Raw genomic sequence first — 15,892 nt, forward strand, 5'->3', positions numbered from 1 at the left:
GCCGGGCATCATTTCAGGTTGGTTATGACTTCTCACTATCTGCGCATTTTCACCCAACGTAATGCAGCCGTATTACTGCTGCTCGGTTTTGCTTCCGGACTGCCTTTAGCACTCACGGCCGGGACCCTACAGGCGTGGATGACCGTAGAGAATGTCGATCTGAAAACCATCGGTTTCTTCTCCCTTGTCGGCCAGGCTTATGTATTTAAGTTCCTGTGGTCGCCGATGATGGATCGCTATACCCCGCCGTTTCTTGGCCGTCGCCGTGGCTGGTTACTGGTCACTCAACTCGCACTGATCGCCGGTATTATCGCCATGGGCTTTATGCAGCCTTCGCGCGATCTGACGCTGCTGGCTGCCCTGGCCGTGCTGGTTGCCTTCTGTTCTGCATCGCAGGATATCGTGTTTGATGCCTGGAAAACCGATGTGCTACCGCCAGAAGAACGGGGCAGCGGAGCCGCGATTACTGTGTTGGGTTATCGCCTGGCGATGCTGATTTCAGGCGGTCTGGCGCTGTGGCTGGCCGATCGTTACCTGGGGTGGCAGGCGACTTACTGGTTAATGGCACTGTTGATGTTGCCAGGTTTGATTGCGACATTGCTGGCCAAAGAGCCCGCAGCACCCGCGCGTGAGCCGCACACCCTGCGTCAGGCCGTTTCGTTCCCGCTCAAAGACTTCTTCCTGCGTAACAATGCCTGGCTGCTGATCACCTTAATCATCCTTTATAAGCTGGGTGATGCTTTTGCTGCGTCGCTCACCACCACCTTCCTGATTCGCGGCGTAGGTTTCAGCGCCGGCGATGTCGGACTGGTGAATAAAACGCTGGGATTGCTGGCAACCATCATTGGTGCGCTGTACGGCGGTGTGCTGATGCAACGCCTGAGCCTGTTCCGTGCCCTGATGATTTTCGGCATTCTTCAGGCCGTTTCCAACTTCGCTTACTGGCTATTGGCCGTGACGCCGCCTCATTTATGGAGCATGGCGAGCGCAGTGTTCATAGAAAATCTTTGTGGGGGGATGGGCACCGCCGCGTTTGTGGCGCTGCTGATGACATTGTGCAATAAGTCGTTTTCCGCAACGCAGTTCGCGCTGCTCTCTGCCCTTTCCGCCGTCGGGCGTGTTTACGTCGGACCCGCAGCGGGATGGCTGGTCGAGCTGTGGGGCTGGCCGACCTTCTATGCTTTCACCGTGTTTGCAGGCGTGCCCGGTTTATTGCTGCTGTGGATTAGCCGCAGCACCCTGCAAGCCATTCAGCAGAGCGGAGAGTTTATGATACGAACCCGCTGGCCGCAGGGCTATCGCTGGACAGTGCGTCTGTTCAGCTTCGGAAGTGGCCTGCTGGCACTCTGGTTGGTGATGCTAGCCCTGAATGCAGCGGGCGTCTGGCATGTCAATGCGCTGCTGACACCACTTTTTGAGATGGGCATGGCACTGGCGCTGGTGGCCGTGGCGCTAGGTGTGATTCTGGATTGTCTGGCATTAAGAAAAATGCCGGGAAAAAATCTGAGTTAAGTAATGATAATTTGCCAGCGGCTAAATATTTGGCTAAAAAAATAACAACGAACTCATTTTAACGAATAGCATTTTTTTCATCGCGAAAAAGAAACATTAAATTAACAACCCTGGATTATATTTAAATCCGGTGCGCAATTACTTTGTAGAAAACTCATCACCCAAATGCTACACAATTGTTAAATAAATGAGCATTAATAGTACGGTTTATGCTTTCCCTGATTTTTCTGCGGTTTCTATCATTGTTTTTTGTTATATTGATGCCAACTGCTTGTCGCAATTAATAATTTGTCACCCTGCGCAACATCTGTGACACCCTTAGCAAAAGGTGTCAACAGCCTTCTGACACATCCTTAAGCTGGTTTACACTGCATAAACCTTCCCGTAAAATGCGCGCACACTTAAACGACAATAGAGCCCTTTGTCATTGAGGTCGTTAAATGAGACTCAGGAAATACAATAAAAGTTTGGGGATTTTGTCATTAATTGCAGGCGCTGTATTACTCAGTGGCTGCGATAGTGCGTTGTTAAATCCCAAAGGACAGATTGCACTGGAGCAACGTTCGCTGATTCTGACAGCTTTTGGCTTGATGATGATCGTGGTTATCCCGGCAGTCTTCATGGCAGTATTCTTTGCCTGGAAATATCGGGCAACCAATACTAATGCGACTTATAGCCCTAACTGGTCACACTCTAACAAAGTGGAAGCCGTGGTCTGGACGATTCCAATCCTGATCATTATCTTCCTCGGCGTGCTGACCTGGAAATCAACCCACGCACTTGAGCCAAGCAAACCGCTGGTCTCTGATGTGAAGCCGGTTGAGATCGATGTGGTTGCGCTGGACTGGAAATGGCTGTTTATCTACCCGGAACAGGGTATTGCAACCGTGAACCAGATTGCCTTCCCGGCAAATACTCCGGTGAACTTCAAGATCACCTCCAACTCCGTAATGAACTCCTTCTTTATTCCTACGCTCGGTAGCCAGATCTACGCCATGGCGGGCATGCAGACTAAACTGCACCTGATCGCCAATGAGCCAGGAACATTCGACGGTATCTCTGCGAACTTCAGTGGTCGCGGTTTCTCTGGCATGAAGTTCAAAGCCATTGCAACCAAAGACGATGCGGAATTCCAGCAGTGGGTGGCTAAAGTTAAAGCAGCACCTAACGCGCTGACCACCATGGATGATTTCGAGAAACTGGCTGCGCCAAGCGAAAATCACCCGGTGGAATATTTCTCAACTGCGAATCCAGAACTGTTCAAGCAGGTTATTGATAAGTTCATGATGAGCCACGGGAAGATGGACATGCCAGAGCACAAAGGCATGGACATGAATCACGCCGCTGCTGCGGGAGCCGAGGAATAATACGATGTTCGGAAAATTAACACTGGATGCAGTGCCATACCACGAACCCATTATCGTGGTAACGGTAGCCGCAATCATCTTAGGTGGTCTGGCACTGGTTGCCGCGATTACTTATTTTGGTAAGTGGCAATACCTGTGGTCAGAATGGTTCACCTCCATTGACCACAAAAAACTGGGTATCATGTACATCATCATGGCTTTCGTCATGCTGCTGCGCGGCTTTGCCGATGCAGTAATGATGCGTACCCAACAAGTGATGGCTTCCGCAGGTGAAGCCGGCATATTACCACCGCACCACTACGACCAGATCTTCACCGCGCACGGCGTGATCATGATCTTCTTCGTGGCGATGCCTTTCGTGGTAGGTCTGATGAACATCGCGGTACCGCTGCAAATCGGTGCACGTGACGTTGCCTTCCCGTTCCTGAACAACCTGAGTTTCTGGTTTACCGCGATCGGTGTGATCCTGGTGAACATTTCTCTGGGTGTGGGCGAGTTCGCACAGACTGGCTGGTTGGCTTATCCACCGCTTTCGGGCGCGGAATACAGTCCTGGCGTCGGGGTCGATTATTGGATCTGGAGTCTCCAGCTATCCGGTATCGGTACGACACTGACCGGTATCAACTTCTTCGTGACCATTCTGAAGATGCGTGCACCGGGTATGGACCTGTTCAAGATGCCAGTATTCACCTGGGCATCACTGTGTACCAACGTCCTGATCATCGCTGCGTTCCCGGTTCTGACCGTCACGCTGGCACTGTTGACGCTTGACCGTTACCTCGGCTTCCATTTCTTCACCAATGAAATGGGCGGTAACATGATGATGTATGTCAACCTGATTTGGGTCTGGGGTCACCCGGAAGTATACATCCTCGTTCTGCCGGTATTCGGTGTGTTCGCGGAAGTCACTGCAACCTTCTCCAAAAAGCGTCTGTTCGGTTACACCTCTCTGGTGTGGGCGACCATCGCAATTACCGTTCTGTCGTTCATCGTTTGGCTGCACCACTTCTTCACCATGGGTGCCGGCGCCAACGTTAACGCCTTCTTCGGTATTATGACGATGATCATCGCCATTCCGACCGGCGTGAAAATCTTCAACTGGCTGTTCACCATGTATCAGGGTCGCGTTGAGTTCCACTCAGCGATGCTGTGGACAATCGGCTTCCTGGTCACCTTCTCTATTGGTGGTATGACCGGTGTTCTGCTGGCCGTTCCAGGTGCGGACTTCATTCTGCACAACAGCTTGTTCCTGATTGCACACTTCCATAACGTGATTATCGGTGGTGTGGTGTTCGGTTGTATGGCTGGCGTGACCTACTGGTTCCCGAAAGCATTCGGCTTCACCCTGAACGAAAAATGGGGTATCCGTGCATTCTGGTTCTGGATCATTGGTTTCTTCGTTGCCTTCATGCCGCTGTACGCACTGGGCTTCATGGGTATGACCCGTCGTATCAGCCAGGACATCGATCCTCAGTTCCACTCACTGCTGGTTGTTGCAGCAGGCGGTGCGGCACTGATTGCATGCGGTATCCTGTGCCAGCTGACTCAGTTCTACGTTTCTGTGCGTGACCGCGACCAGAACCGCGATCTGACCGGTGACCCGTGGGGTGGTCGTACGCTGGAGTGGGCAACCTCTTCACCGCCTCCGTTCTATAACTTTGCTGTTATCCCTGAAATCCACGAGCGCGATGCGTTCTGGGAAATGAAAGAGAAAGGCGAAGCCTATAAGCAACCAGAAAAATATGAAGAAATTCATATGCCGAAAAACAGCGGCGCAGCCCTGATTATCGCAGCCTTCATGACTGTGTTTGGTTTCGCGATGATCTGGCATATCTGGTGGCTGGCTGGCCTTACCTTCCTGGCCACAATTGTGACCTGGATTGTGAAGAGCTTCGATGAAGACGTGGATTACTACGTTCCGGTTGCTGAAGTCGAGCAGATCGAGAAGAAGCACTTTGACGAAATCAGCAAAGCAGGTCTGAAATAATGTCAACTGAAACTGCAAAACACCACCACGACGCCCATGCGGAGCATGGGCATCACGATGCAGGAGCCAATAAAGTCTTTGGCTTCTGGATCTACCTGATGAGTGACTGCATTATCTTCGCAACCCTGTTTGCGACCTATGCAGTTATGGTCAATAACACTGCCGGTGGTCCGGCAGGTAAAGACATCTTTGAACTGCCGTTTGTGCTGGTTGAAACCGCGCTGCTGCTGCTCAGCTCCATTACTTATGGAATGGCAGTGATCGCGATGAACAACCAGAACAAAGGTTCAGTCATCAGCTGGTTGGCTCTGACCTTCCTGTTTGGTGCTGGATTCATCGGCATGGAAATCTATGAATTCCATCACCTGATCCTGGAAGGCTTCGGTCCTGACCGCAGTGGTTTCCTGTCCGCGTTCTTTACGCTGGTCGGTACCCACGGTCTGCACGTGACCTCTGGCCTGATCTGGATGGCAGTGATGATGTTCCAGATTTCTAAACGTGGTCTGACTGCAACCAACCGCACCCGCATCATGTGCCTGAGCTTGTTCTGGCACTTCCTGGATGTGGTTTGGATCTGCGTATTCACCGTTGTCTATCTGATGGGAGCCATGTAATGAGTCATTCAGTTAACGAACATGGCGCTTCTCACGGTAGCGTGAAGTCTTACATGATCGGCTTCATCCTCTCTATCATCCTGACCGGTATTCCGTTCTGGATGGTAATGGATGGCGGCGCATCACACGGCACGATTCTGGGTGTGGTTCTGGTGTGTGCGGTGGTTCAGGTGTTAGTGCACCTGGTCTACTTCCTGCACTTAGACAGCAAGTCAGAGGGTGGCTGGAACATGGTGGCGATAGTCTTCTCAGCACTCATCATTCTGATTGTTGTTGTCGGCTCACTGTGGATCATGTGGAACCTCAACTACAACATGATGGCCGACTAAAGAGTCACACGTAATGATTAAGCAATACCTGCAAGTAACAAAACCAGGAATTATTTTCGGCAACTTAATTTCTGTGATCGGTGGATTCTTGCTGGCTTCGAAAGGCAGCATTGATTACCCCCTGTTTCTCTATTCACTGGTGGGCGTTTCGCTGGTTGTCGCATCGGGTTGTGTATTCAACAACGTGATTGACCGCGACATCGATATCAAAATGGAGAGAACGCGGAACCGTGTTCTGGTCAAAGGCCTGATCTCGGCGAAAGTAAGCCTGGTTTATGCAACCGCATTGGGTATTGCTGGCTTTGCGTTGCTGTATTTCGGCGCTAACCCGCTGGCCATGTGGCTGGCGGTGATGGGCTTCGTTGTCTATGTGGGCATTTACAGCCTGTATATGAAACGCAACTCCGTGTATGGCACGCTGATCGGTAGCCTCTCTGGTGCAGCACCGCCAGTGATTGGCTACTGCGCAGTGACCAACCAGTTTGATGCTGGCGCCCTGATCTTATTGGCTATCTTTAGCCTGTGGCAGATGCCGCACTCGTACGCGATTGCGATTTTCCGCTTCAAGGATTATCAGGCGGCTAACATCCCGGTTCTGCCTGTCGTGAAAGGTATCTCGGTAGCCAAAAATCATATTACGCTATACATCCTGGCGTTCATGATTGCTACGCTGATGCTGACACTCGGCGGTTACGCGGGCTATAAGTATCTGGTGGTCGCAGCAGCGGTCAGCGTGTGGTGGCTGGGCATGGCGCTTTCAGGTTACAAAACTTCAAACGATAAAGTTTGGGCGCGTAAACTGTTTGTGTTCTCGATTGTCGCTATCACAGCATTGAGCGTGATGATGTCGGTTGATTTTATGACGCCGGCCTCTAAAGACCTGCTGACTTACGTCTGGTAATACAGCTCCGCAACACCAGAAAGGGCGCGAATTTCGCGCCCTTTCTTTTTGTTACCACTGCTTAACAACAATTGTTTTACCCGCCCTGCCCTGCTCCCTAAAATGAGAGCTAAATGCCCGGAATAATTCGAGATGCAGGAAGGCGGCAAGTGCATGAATCCCTGGGAGCTGACTAAAGTAAGTGACCTGGGTGAACGTGCGCAGCCAACGCATCTGCGGCTTGAAGTATAAAGGGCATAAACTTACAGAGGTTGGAATGAACGACAATAAAATGACGCCAGTAGAGCTTCGGGCTACATGGGGTTTAGGCACAGTTTTTTCCCTGCGCATGCTGGGAATGTTTATGGTCCTGCCGGTACTCACCACGTACGGTATGGCGTTGCAGGGAGCCAGTGAAACCTTAATTGGTCTGGCAATTGGCATCTATGGTCTGGCGCAAGCCGTATTCCAGATTCCGTTTGGTCTGCTGTCCGATCGCGTCGGTCGCAAACCGCTCATTGTTGGCGGGCTGTTAGTGTTCGTGCTGGGCAGTATTATCGCGGCGATGACCACCTCAATCTGGGGCGTGATCCTGGGTCGTGCTTTGCAAGGCTCAGGCGCAATTGCCGCTGCAGTCATGGCGCTACTCTCAGATCTCACTCGCGAACAAAACCGCACTAAAGCAATGGCGTTTATTGGCATCAGTTTCGGTGTGACCTTTGCTATTGCGATGGTGGTAGGCCCAATTGTTACCCATGCTCTGGGTTTGCATGCACTGTTCTGGATGATCGCTATTCTGGCCTCGCTGGGCATTGTTATCACGCTATTGGTGGTGCCGAGCGCACCGAATCACGTGCTTAACCGTGAGTCCGGCATGGTAAAAGCCAGCATTCGTGAAGTGTTAGCCAACCCTAAACTCCTGAAATTAAACATCGGTATTCTTTGCCTGCATATCCTGCTGATGTCGAGTTTTGTGGCTTTGCCAGGCCAGTTTGAACAAGCGGGCTTCCCGGCATCTGAACACTGGAAAGTCTATTTGGTCACCATGCTGGTCGCTTTCGTTCTGGTGGTGCCTTTCATCATCTATGCCGAAGTGAAACGCCGCATGAAGCGCGTTTTTGTTACCTGCGTGGCACTGATCATTATCGCGGAAATCGTACTGTGGGGTGCGGCTGGTCATTTCTGGACGCTGGTGATTGGCGTGCAGCTATTCTTCCTCGCCTTCAACCTGATGGAAGCTATTCTGCCTTCGCTGATCAGTAAAGAATCACCGCCGGGCTACAAAGGTACAGCGATGGGCATTTACTCCACCAGCCAGTTCATTGGCGTGGCGATTGGCGGCAGCATGGGCGGTTGGATCTTCGGTCACTTTGATGCGCAGACGGTGTTTCTGGTGGGTGCGATTGTCGCGGCAGCCTGGTTGTTTGTGGCGATGTCGATGCAAGAGCCGCCTTACGTCAGCAGCCTGCGCATGGTACTCAGTGATGCCGTATTAGCGGTGCCTAACCTTGAGAAGCGTTTAAAAGCGCAGCCGGGTGTCTCTTCAGTATTTATCGTGCCGGAAGAGAAAAGTGCTTACATCAAGATCGACAGTAAAGTGACGAGCCGCGTCGAAATCGAAGCGCTGCTCGCCAGCTGTTAGTTAGTAGTCACACACTCTGTGGCGGCGCGATTAACCGCTCCGCCACAAACCATCACGCTAATTAAAGCGACATATCCACCACGATACGCCCTTCAATTTTTCCCGCATGCATACGCGCAAAAATGTCGTTAATGTTGGTCAGCGGTTCAACCGCCACGTTGGCTTTCACTTTGTGACGACCGGCGAAATCTAACGCTTCCTGGAGATCTTTACGCGTGCCCACAATTGAACCGCGCACCGTAATCCCGTCCAGCACCATATCGAAAATCGACAAATCAAATTTGCCCGGTGGCAGACCGTTCAGCACCATGGTGCCGCCACGGCGCATGGTGCCAATCGCCTGCTCAAACGCTTTCGGTGATACGGCCGTAACCAGCACGCCATGCGCACCACCAAAACTTTCCTGGAACACTTTTGCGGGATCGACGTTCTTCGCATTCGCTACCACACTGGCACCAAGCCGCTTAGCAAACGCCAGTTTCTCATCGTCAATATCCACCGCAGCCACATTCAGTCCCATCGCCACCGCGTACTGCACCGCCATATGACCTAAACCTCCAATACCGGACACCACTACCCAATCGCCTGGCTTGGTATCGGTCATTTTCAGGCCTTTGTACACCGTCACACCGGCACACAGAATTGGTGCGATTTCGTTGTAATCGATGTTTTCCGGGATGATGCCGACATAGTTCGCATCCGCGAGGCAATATTCTGCGAAACTGCCGTTCACCGAATAACCGGCATTCTGCTGTGACAGGCACAGGGTTTCCCAACTATCCAGACAGTGCTCGCAGTGGCCGCATGCGGAATAGAGCCACGGCACACCCACACGATCGCCCAGTTTTAAATGCTTCACTCCTTCACCGAGCGCGACTACCTGCCCTACGCCTTCGTGGCCGGGAATAAACGGAGGGTTTGGTTTAATCGGCCAGTCACCTTCGGCAGCATGTAAGTCGGTATGGCACACGCCGGTCGCGGCGATTTTCACCAGGATCTGGCCCGGTCCAACTTGCGGTACTGGCACCTGCTCAATCACTAACGGTTCGCCAAAGGCTTTAACAACAGCGGCTTTCATGGTGGTTTTGATTTGCATATTCATCTTTCACTCTCCATTTGATCGGATGCGGACTCAGAACAGGCCCAAAGGCGCAGTGCCATAGCTGACCAGCAGATTTTTGGTTTGTTGATAGGTGCTGAGCGCCATTTTGTGCGTCTCGCGCCCCACTCCCGATTGCTTGTAGCCACCGAAAGCTGCGTGTGCGGGATAGATGTGATAGCAGTTGGTCCAGACACGACCGGCTTTGATGCCACGTCCCATGCGATACGCCAGATTGGTATCACGCGTCCACACGCCCGCCCCGAGGCCAAACTGGGTTTCGTTGGCAATCGACAAGGCTTCCGCTTCATCTTTAAAGGTGGTGATGCCGATAACCGGCCCAAAAATCTCTTCCTGGAAACACCGCATCTGGTTGCTGCCTTTAATCAGGGTTGGCTGGATATAGAATCCGTTATCCAGTTCGGCAGCGACGTTGGCGCGATCGCCTCCGGTAAGAATTTGCCCCCCTTCGTCGCGCGCGATGTTGATGTAAGACAGGATTTTGTCGAATTGCTGACGGGAAGCCTGAGCACCGATCATGGTGTCAGTATCCAGCGGATCGCCCCGACGGATGTTTGCCACTTTCTCCATCACCCGCGCCATAAACGGCTCATAGATCGATTCATGGATCAACGCACGTGATGGACAAGTACAGACCTCGCCCTGGTTGAAGAAACCGAGCACCAGCCCTTCCACCGCTTTTTCGATAAAGTCCGATTCACCGTCCATCACATCGGCAAAGTAGATGTTCGGCGACTTGCCGCCCAGCTCGACGGTGCAAGGAATGATGTTTTCAGCCGCGCACGCCATAATATGACGGCCCACTGGCGTAGAACCGGTGAACGCGATTTTGGCGATACGTTTGCTGGTGGCCAGCGCTTCACCGGCTTCACGGCCAAAGCCCTGCACCACGTTAAGCACGCCGGCCGGGAACAGATCGCCGATCAATTCCATCAATAGCGTGATGGCCAGTGGCGTTTGTTCGGCCGGTTTCAGCACCACGCAGTTACCTGCCGCCAGCGCCGGAGCCAGTTTCCATGCCGCCATTAACAGCGGGAAGTTCCACGGGATGATCTGCCCGACCACGCCCAGCGGTTCGTGGAAGTGATAAGCAACGGTGGTTTCATCAATCTCAGCGGTGCTGCCTTCCTGCGCACGCAGACAACCGGCGAAGTAGCGGAAGTGATCCACCGCCAGCGGCAGGTCGGCGTTGAGGGTTTCGCGGATCGGTTTGCCGTTGTCCCAGCTCTCCGCCACAGACAACATTTCGAGGTTTTGTTCAATGCAGTCGGCCACCTGCAGCAGCAGATTGGCACGATGTTGCACGCTGGTTTTTCCCCAGGCGTCAGCGGCCTGATGAGCAGCGTCCAGTGCTAAATCGATATCCCGCGCGTCAGAACGCGGAAACTGCGCAATATCGCTGCCATCAACAGGCGAGGTGTTCGTAAAATACTGGCCGCTGAGCGGCTCTGTGAATTTGCCCGCAATAAAATTGCCGTAGGTCGCTTTAAAAGTGACCAAAGCGCCGGGCGTGCCGGGATGTGCATAACGCATCGCAAACTCCTTCGTGTAGGGTCGTTTATTGTTAGCTGGCAGCGGCAACCTGTGGGTCAACAGATTGAACAGCCCGCTGCCGTACATACCTATTGCAGCGGGCGTGCCAGTTTTTTTCAGCTTGCGAATTTTCGAAAAATCGTTTTATCTATCATCGATTTATAAAACCAATAGCCCTTTTAAACGCGCGGTTTCTGCCACCAAAATCCTCATCTGTGTTGCGTATCGCAACACCGCAGAAACCAAGCCGCTACAATGCTGCAACACTTTCGCTTAGGCATGAGGTTACCAATGCAGGGAAATTCAGCCGCGTCTGCCGTTAATACCAACCCGCTTTTGAGCGACTCCTGGTTTCGTAGCCAGCTGTATGGTCTCGACCGCACCGCCGATGATTTTCCTCGCGTCCGCCAGGGTGAGCTGGCTGATGTGCTGGCCAGTAATGCCGGGCTACAACAATTCGCCCAGCCGGTGATCAAACAGCTGGCGCAGAAACTGGCGGAAAAACAATCCGTAGTGATTCTTTCTGATGCCACCGGACTGGTACTGAATACCTTTGGCGACATGCAATCGATGGAGAAAGCGCAGCGATTCGCCCTCGCCCCTGGCAATTTGTGGAGCGAATGCGGGCGCGGCACCAATGCGATTGGCACCGCGCTAGCGATTGACGATGGCTGTGAAATTGAAGGCCAGCAACATTTTCTCACCTTGAATCAGGGGCTCTACTGCGCCGCCATGCCGTTGCAGATGCCCAACGGTCAGATTGCGGGCGTGCTGGATATCTCTGGCCCAGCGCACTTCCCGCATCCGCAAACGTTTCAGTGGGTCAAAGCCGCCGCTAAACAGATCGAGTATTTGTGGGTTAAGCAAAGCCTGCATCCCCAACAATGGTTGATGAGCCTGCACGTTGAGCCGCACGGCATTGATACCAGTGATGAGTTGCTGCTGGTGTTCTCCGATAATGTGCTCACCGCCGCAAACCGCCTGGCGATGCGTGAACTCAATCTCACCACCGGGCAGTTGGGCACCCTGACATTCCAGCAGCTGTTTGATCAGCTCGAACAGCAGGCCAACACCATTCCTTTACCGATTCATTTCGCACAACAGCGCTACTACTTCCGCCTGCGCGCTCCGCACCGCACCCACTTTGCTACGCCAAGTGAACCCAGCGTGGAGCTTCCCTTCTCACTGGGTCGCGATGGCGAGAAAATGGTGCGTCTGATGAATGCCGGTGTGTCGTTGTGCATTCACGGTGAAACCGGCAGCGGTAAAGAGTATGTCAGCCGTGCGCTGCATCAACAGAGTCGCTGGCGTGAGGGCAAATTTGTCGCCATCAACTGCGCTGCCATTCCGGAAGCGTTGATTGAATCCGAGCTATTTGGTTATCAGCCTGGTGCCTTTACCGGAGCCAGCAAAAATGGCTACATCGGTAAAATCCGCGAGGCGGATGGTGGCGTGCTGTTTCTTGATGAAATTGGAGATATGCCGCTGGCGCTACAAACCCGTTTGCTGCGCGTGCTGCAGGAAAAAGAGGTCGCGCCGCTCGGTTCCAGTCGCAGCTGGCCGGTGAATTTTGCCGTGATCTGCGCAACACACCGTGATTTGGCGCAGCGTGTGGCCGAGGGCGAGTTCCGCGAGGATCTTCTCTATCGCTTGCAGGAATTTTCCATGACCATCCCGCCGTTGCGTGCCTGGCCAGATATCGAAGACTTTATTGGTCGGTTGTGGATTGAGCTGGGCGGCGCAGATCGCGATATCCAGCTTTCTCCCGCCTTGCTGGCATCGCTGGCACAATTGCCATGGCCGGGCAACGTGCGGCAATTACGCAGTCTGTTGCGCGTGCTGCTGGCGTTGGCGGACGAAGGGGATGAAGTCACTGATGTGCATTTGCCAGCCGAATATCGTCGAGCAGCGGCGGTGCCAGCGGAAGATAAGCAGAGCCATGATGAGCGGCTGATTAGCGAAACGCTGCAACGCTTCAATGGCAATATCAGTAAAACGGCGGAGGCATTAGGTGTCGCGCGCAGCACGCTCTATCGTCGTGCCGCACGCGACAAACGCAATTAGTCGCGGAAGTTTTTGAACTGGAATGGCTGGCCGAGGTTGCCACCGCGCACCAGCGCCATTGCACCCTGCAAATCGTCGCGTGATTTACCGGTCACGCGCAACTCTTCACCCTGAATCTGCGTCTGCACTTTCAGCTTGCTGTCTTTAATCAGCTTCACCAGCTTTTTAGCGATATCGCTTTCGATACCCTTTTTCAGCTTGGCTTCTACGCTCCAGCTTTTACCGCTGTGAATGATCTCTTCTGGCACTTCAATCGCTGCGCCTTCAATGCCGCGTTTCAGCAGCTTTTCACGCAAAATATCCACCAGCTGTTTAACCTGGAAATCAGATTCGCTGGTGATTTTGATGGTCTCATTCTTTTCGTTAAGCTCAATGCTGGCGCTCACATTGCGGAAATCGAAACGGGTTGAGATTTCACGGCTGGCATTCTCCACCGCATTACGCACTTCCGGCAGTTCGACTTCGGAAACGATATCGAAAGATGGCATCTTTTCTTCTCCTGATACTAAAGTGACATGCATAATACGCGTCTTATGGCGCTAATTAAACACGATACGCGGAAAGCTATACTTAACGATGTCGTGAAATTGAGAACCCGTCAGCGGGAGGCAAAATGAAAATTACCGTGTTGGGTTGTGGCGCCCTGGGTCAAATTTGGCTCGCCGCGCTCGCACGTCAGGGACATGAGGTTCAGGGCTGGTTGCGCGTGCCGCAGCCCTATTGCTCGGTGAACGTGATTGATCCGCAAGGACAAGTCAGCAATCACACGTTTATCGCCAACGATCCGCTGTTTCTTGCCGAAAGCCAGCTGTTGCTGGTGACACTAAAAGCGCCACAGGTTTCCCCGGCGGTCAAAAACCTGCAAAGCATCCTGCCTGCTCATGCTGCCATTTTGTTATTGCACAATGGCATGGGCACGCTGGAAGAGCTGAAGGAGTTGCAGCAACCGCTGCTGCGCGGCATTACCACCCACGCGGCGATGCGCGATGGCACGGTGATCAAACACGTTGCGCAGGGCATCACACATATCGGTCCCACCGGACGTGAAAGTGCCGCGATGAGCGATATCGCCGATATCCTGCATCAGGCGCTGCCGGACGTGGCCTGGCATGACAACATTGCTTCTGCCAGCTGGCGCAAACTGGCGGTGAACTGCGTAATTAATCCGCTTACCGTTGAACACGATTGCCAGAACGGTGCCCTGCGCGCCTGGCCGCAGCAGATTGCCACGCTGTGTGAAGAGATTGCCTGGGTGATGGAGCGTGAAGGCCAGCACATTGCGGTCGATAACCTGCGCGACATCATCTATGACGTCATCGACAGCACCGCAGCGAATACCTCCTCAATGTTGCAGGATGTGCGCGCCCAGCGCCTGACAGAAATTGACTACATCACCGGCTACCTGCTGCGCCGCGCTCGCGCGCAGGGCATTGCGCTGCCGGAGAACACCCGTTTGTACGATCTGATTAAACGCAAGGAGTCCCAATATGAGCGCGACCGCATCGGTTCTGGTTTGCCTGGCACATGGCAGTGAAGAGATTGAAGCTGTCACCACTATCGACCTGCTGGTCCGCGCGGGCTTAAGCGTCACTACCGCCAGTGTCGAAAGCGATGGCACGCGCGAGATTATCTGCTCACGAGGCGTGCGCCTGCTGGCCGATGCGCCACTGGTTGAGGTGGCGGATAACGATTATGACGCCGTGGTGCTGCCCGGCGGCCTCAAGGGCGCAGAGACCTTCCGTGACAGCCCACTGCTGGTGGAAACCGTACGCCAGTTTCATTTGGCAGGGAAAATCGTTGCCGCGATTTGTGCCGCACCTGGCACGGTGCTGATTCCGCACGATCTGTTCCCGGTGGGCAATATGACCGGTTTTCCTGGCTTGCGCGACACCATCCCTGACAAACACTGGATGGATCGCCGTGTGGTATGGGATCCGCGCGTCAACCTGCTATCCAGCCAGGGGCCTGGCACTTCGATTGATTTTGCACTGAAGCTAATTGATCTGCTGGTGGATAAAGAGAAAGCGCGTGAAGTGGCGTCACAGCTGGTGTTAGCGGCGGGGATTTATAACTATCAGGAATTTGAAGAGCGTGAATAACCGCATTGTCATGCAGTAGAAAGCACTTAACGGTAGCGGCGCAATGTATTGCGCATGTCACAGTGGCAAGGTGCCGAGTGTGACACGCGCGATGAATCACGCCGTTACCAGGTTATCACCGTTACGGACGATAGACCTTCACGTTTTTAAAGCCTTGCTCATGCAGATACAACGCCTGTAAACGGCTCATCACGCCGCGGTCGCAATACAGCAGCCAGGTTTTGTTCTGATCCAAATCGCCAAACTGTGTGCTCAATTTGTAGAACGGCAGAGATTTCACATCCACGCCTTCCAGCGCCAGCGGTGATGCCTCTTGCTCATCCACAGAACGGATATCCAGCACCACATCATCTGCGGTGAACGAGACCACCGTCTCCACTTCCACCACTTCTTCCTGTGCCTTCTCCGCAATCTCGCGGATATCGACGTTGCTGGCTTCCTGCACCATGCGATTGAGGATCTCGAAATCGAAGTTTTGCTCTTCTGCTTCGATCTTCGCCTTCACCGCTTTTACCGTTGGGCTTTTCGAAATCACACCGCAATATTCCGGCATGGTTTTAGCGAAATCTTCGGTGCCGATATGGCGCGCCAAATCGATGATGTGCTCTTTATCATGCGAGATCAGCGGACGCAGGATCAGGGTATCCGAGGCGTTATCAATCAGACGCAGGTTGGTCAGTGTCTGGCTCGATACCTGGCCCAGCGCTTCACCGGTCACCAGCGCCTGAACGCCGTAGCGCTCAGC

The 15,892-nt window shown here is 53.3% G+C and carries 14 protein-coding genes; 10 read left to right on the plus strand and 4 right to left on the minus strand.

Annotated elements, in window-relative coordinates:
• Positions 1–24 precede the first annotated feature (24 nt).
• The 7 genes from ampG to H7A81_RS12740 all read left to right on the plus strand — a co-directional run bounded on the left by ampG (position 25) and on the right by H7A81_RS12740 (position 8,331).
• Complete coding sequence (ampG, locus tag H7A81_RS12710) at positions 25–1,512, plus strand: muropeptide MFS transporter AmpG (RefSeq protein ID WP_182057679.1); 1,488 nt, start codon at positions 25–27, stop codon at positions 1,510–1,512.
• A gap of 440 nt (positions 1,513–1,952) precedes the next feature.
• Complete coding sequence (gene cyoA / locus H7A81_RS12715; protein ID WP_034828097.1) at positions 1,953–2,879, plus strand: cytochrome o ubiquinol oxidase subunit II; 927 nt, start codon at positions 1,953–1,955, stop codon at positions 2,877–2,879.
• A 4-nt stretch (positions 2,880–2,883) separates the two neighbouring features.
• Positions 2,884–4,866, plus strand: coding sequence for a cytochrome o ubiquinol oxidase subunit I (gene cyoB, locus H7A81_RS12720; protein WP_034828096.1), 1,983 nt, complete (start codon positions 2,884–2,886; stop codon positions 4,864–4,866).
• Positions 4,866–5,480, plus strand: coding sequence for a cytochrome o ubiquinol oxidase subunit III (locus H7A81_RS12725; RefSeq protein WP_038648564.1), 615 nt, complete (start codon positions 4,866–4,868; stop codon positions 5,478–5,480). Before cyoB ends, H7A81_RS12725 begins: the two co-directional genes overlap by 1 nt.
• A complete protein-coding gene (locus H7A81_RS12730; protein ID WP_034828092.1) occupies positions 5,480–5,809 on the plus strand; it encodes a cytochrome o ubiquinol oxidase subunit IV in 330 nt (109 codons plus the stop codon). The genes H7A81_RS12725 and H7A81_RS12730 overlap by 1 nt, the downstream gene beginning before the upstream one ends.
• Before the next feature lie 13 nt (positions 5,810–5,822).
• Complete coding sequence (gene cyoE, locus H7A81_RS12735) at positions 5,823–6,710, plus strand: heme o synthase (protein ID WP_034828090.1); 888 nt, start codon at positions 5,823–5,825, stop codon at positions 6,708–6,710.
• Positions 6,711–6,966: 256 nt separating this feature from the next.
• Positions 6,967–8,331: an MFS transporter gene (locus H7A81_RS12740; protein WP_034828088.1), complete on the plus strand. Its 1,365-nt coding sequence runs from the start codon at positions 6,967–6,969 to the stop codon at positions 8,329–8,331.
• Between the two features lie 61 nt (positions 8,332–8,392).
• Here H7A81_RS12740 and adhP read toward each other — a convergent pair whose 3' ends face one another.
• Both adhP and H7A81_RS12750 read right to left on the minus strand, forming a co-directional pair.
• Positions 8,393–9,433: an alcohol dehydrogenase AdhP gene (gene adhP / locus H7A81_RS12745; protein ID WP_034831060.1), complete on the minus strand. Its 1,041-nt coding sequence runs from the start codon at positions 9,431–9,433 to the stop codon at positions 8,393–8,395.
• A gap of 30 nt (positions 9,434–9,463) precedes the next feature.
• A complete protein-coding gene (locus tag H7A81_RS12750) occupies positions 9,464–10,984 on the minus strand; it encodes an aldehyde dehydrogenase family protein (protein ID WP_182057680.1) in 1,521 nt (506 codons plus the stop codon).
• Positions 10,985–11,275: 291 nt separating this feature from the next.
• Here H7A81_RS12750 and H7A81_RS12755 point away from each other — a divergent pair, with 291 nt between their 5' ends.
• The gene (locus H7A81_RS12755; protein WP_182057681.1) at positions 11,276–13,048 is read left to right on the plus strand and encodes a sigma-54-dependent Fis family transcriptional regulator; all 1,773 of its coding nucleotides are present in this window, start codon (positions 11,276–11,278) and stop codon (positions 13,046–13,048) included.
• Here the strand turns inward: H7A81_RS12755 and H7A81_RS12760 are convergent.
• Entirely contained in the window at positions 13,045–13,536 is a 492-nt protein-coding gene (locus H7A81_RS12760) for a YajQ family cyclic di-GMP-binding protein (protein ID WP_034831052.1), read from the minus strand. The two genes, H7A81_RS12755 and H7A81_RS12760, sit on opposite strands and share 4 nt — an antisense overlap.
• A 125-nt stretch (positions 13,537–13,661) precedes the next feature.
• Between H7A81_RS12760 and panE the strand changes: the two genes are divergently transcribed.
• Together panE and yajL are read left to right on the plus strand one after the other, a co-directional pair.
• Positions 13,662–14,582, plus strand: coding sequence for a 2-dehydropantoate 2-reductase (gene panE, locus H7A81_RS12765; protein WP_045833921.1), 921 nt, complete (start codon positions 13,662–13,664; stop codon positions 14,580–14,582).
• Positions 14,536–15,147 (plus strand): protein deglycase YajL, encoded by a 612-nt coding sequence (yajL, locus tag H7A81_RS12770; protein ID WP_034831049.1) that lies wholly within the window; start codon positions 14,536–14,538, stop codon positions 15,145–15,147. Before panE ends, yajL begins: the two co-directional genes overlap by 47 nt.
• A gap of 121 nt (positions 15,148–15,268) precedes the next feature.
• On the opposite strand, the gene thiI is transcribed toward yajL, so the two are convergent.
• A partial coding sequence (gene thiI / locus H7A81_RS12775) for a thiazole biosynthesis protein (RefSeq protein ID WP_370529953.1) occupies positions 15,269–15,892 on the minus strand: 624 nt, incomplete at its 5' end.

Origin of the sequence: Pantoea sp. ME81, from assembly GCF_903970985.1 — a bacterium.
Taxonomy (GTDB): Bacteria; Pseudomonadota; Gammaproteobacteria; order Enterobacterales; family Enterobacteriaceae; genus Pantoea; species Pantoea communis.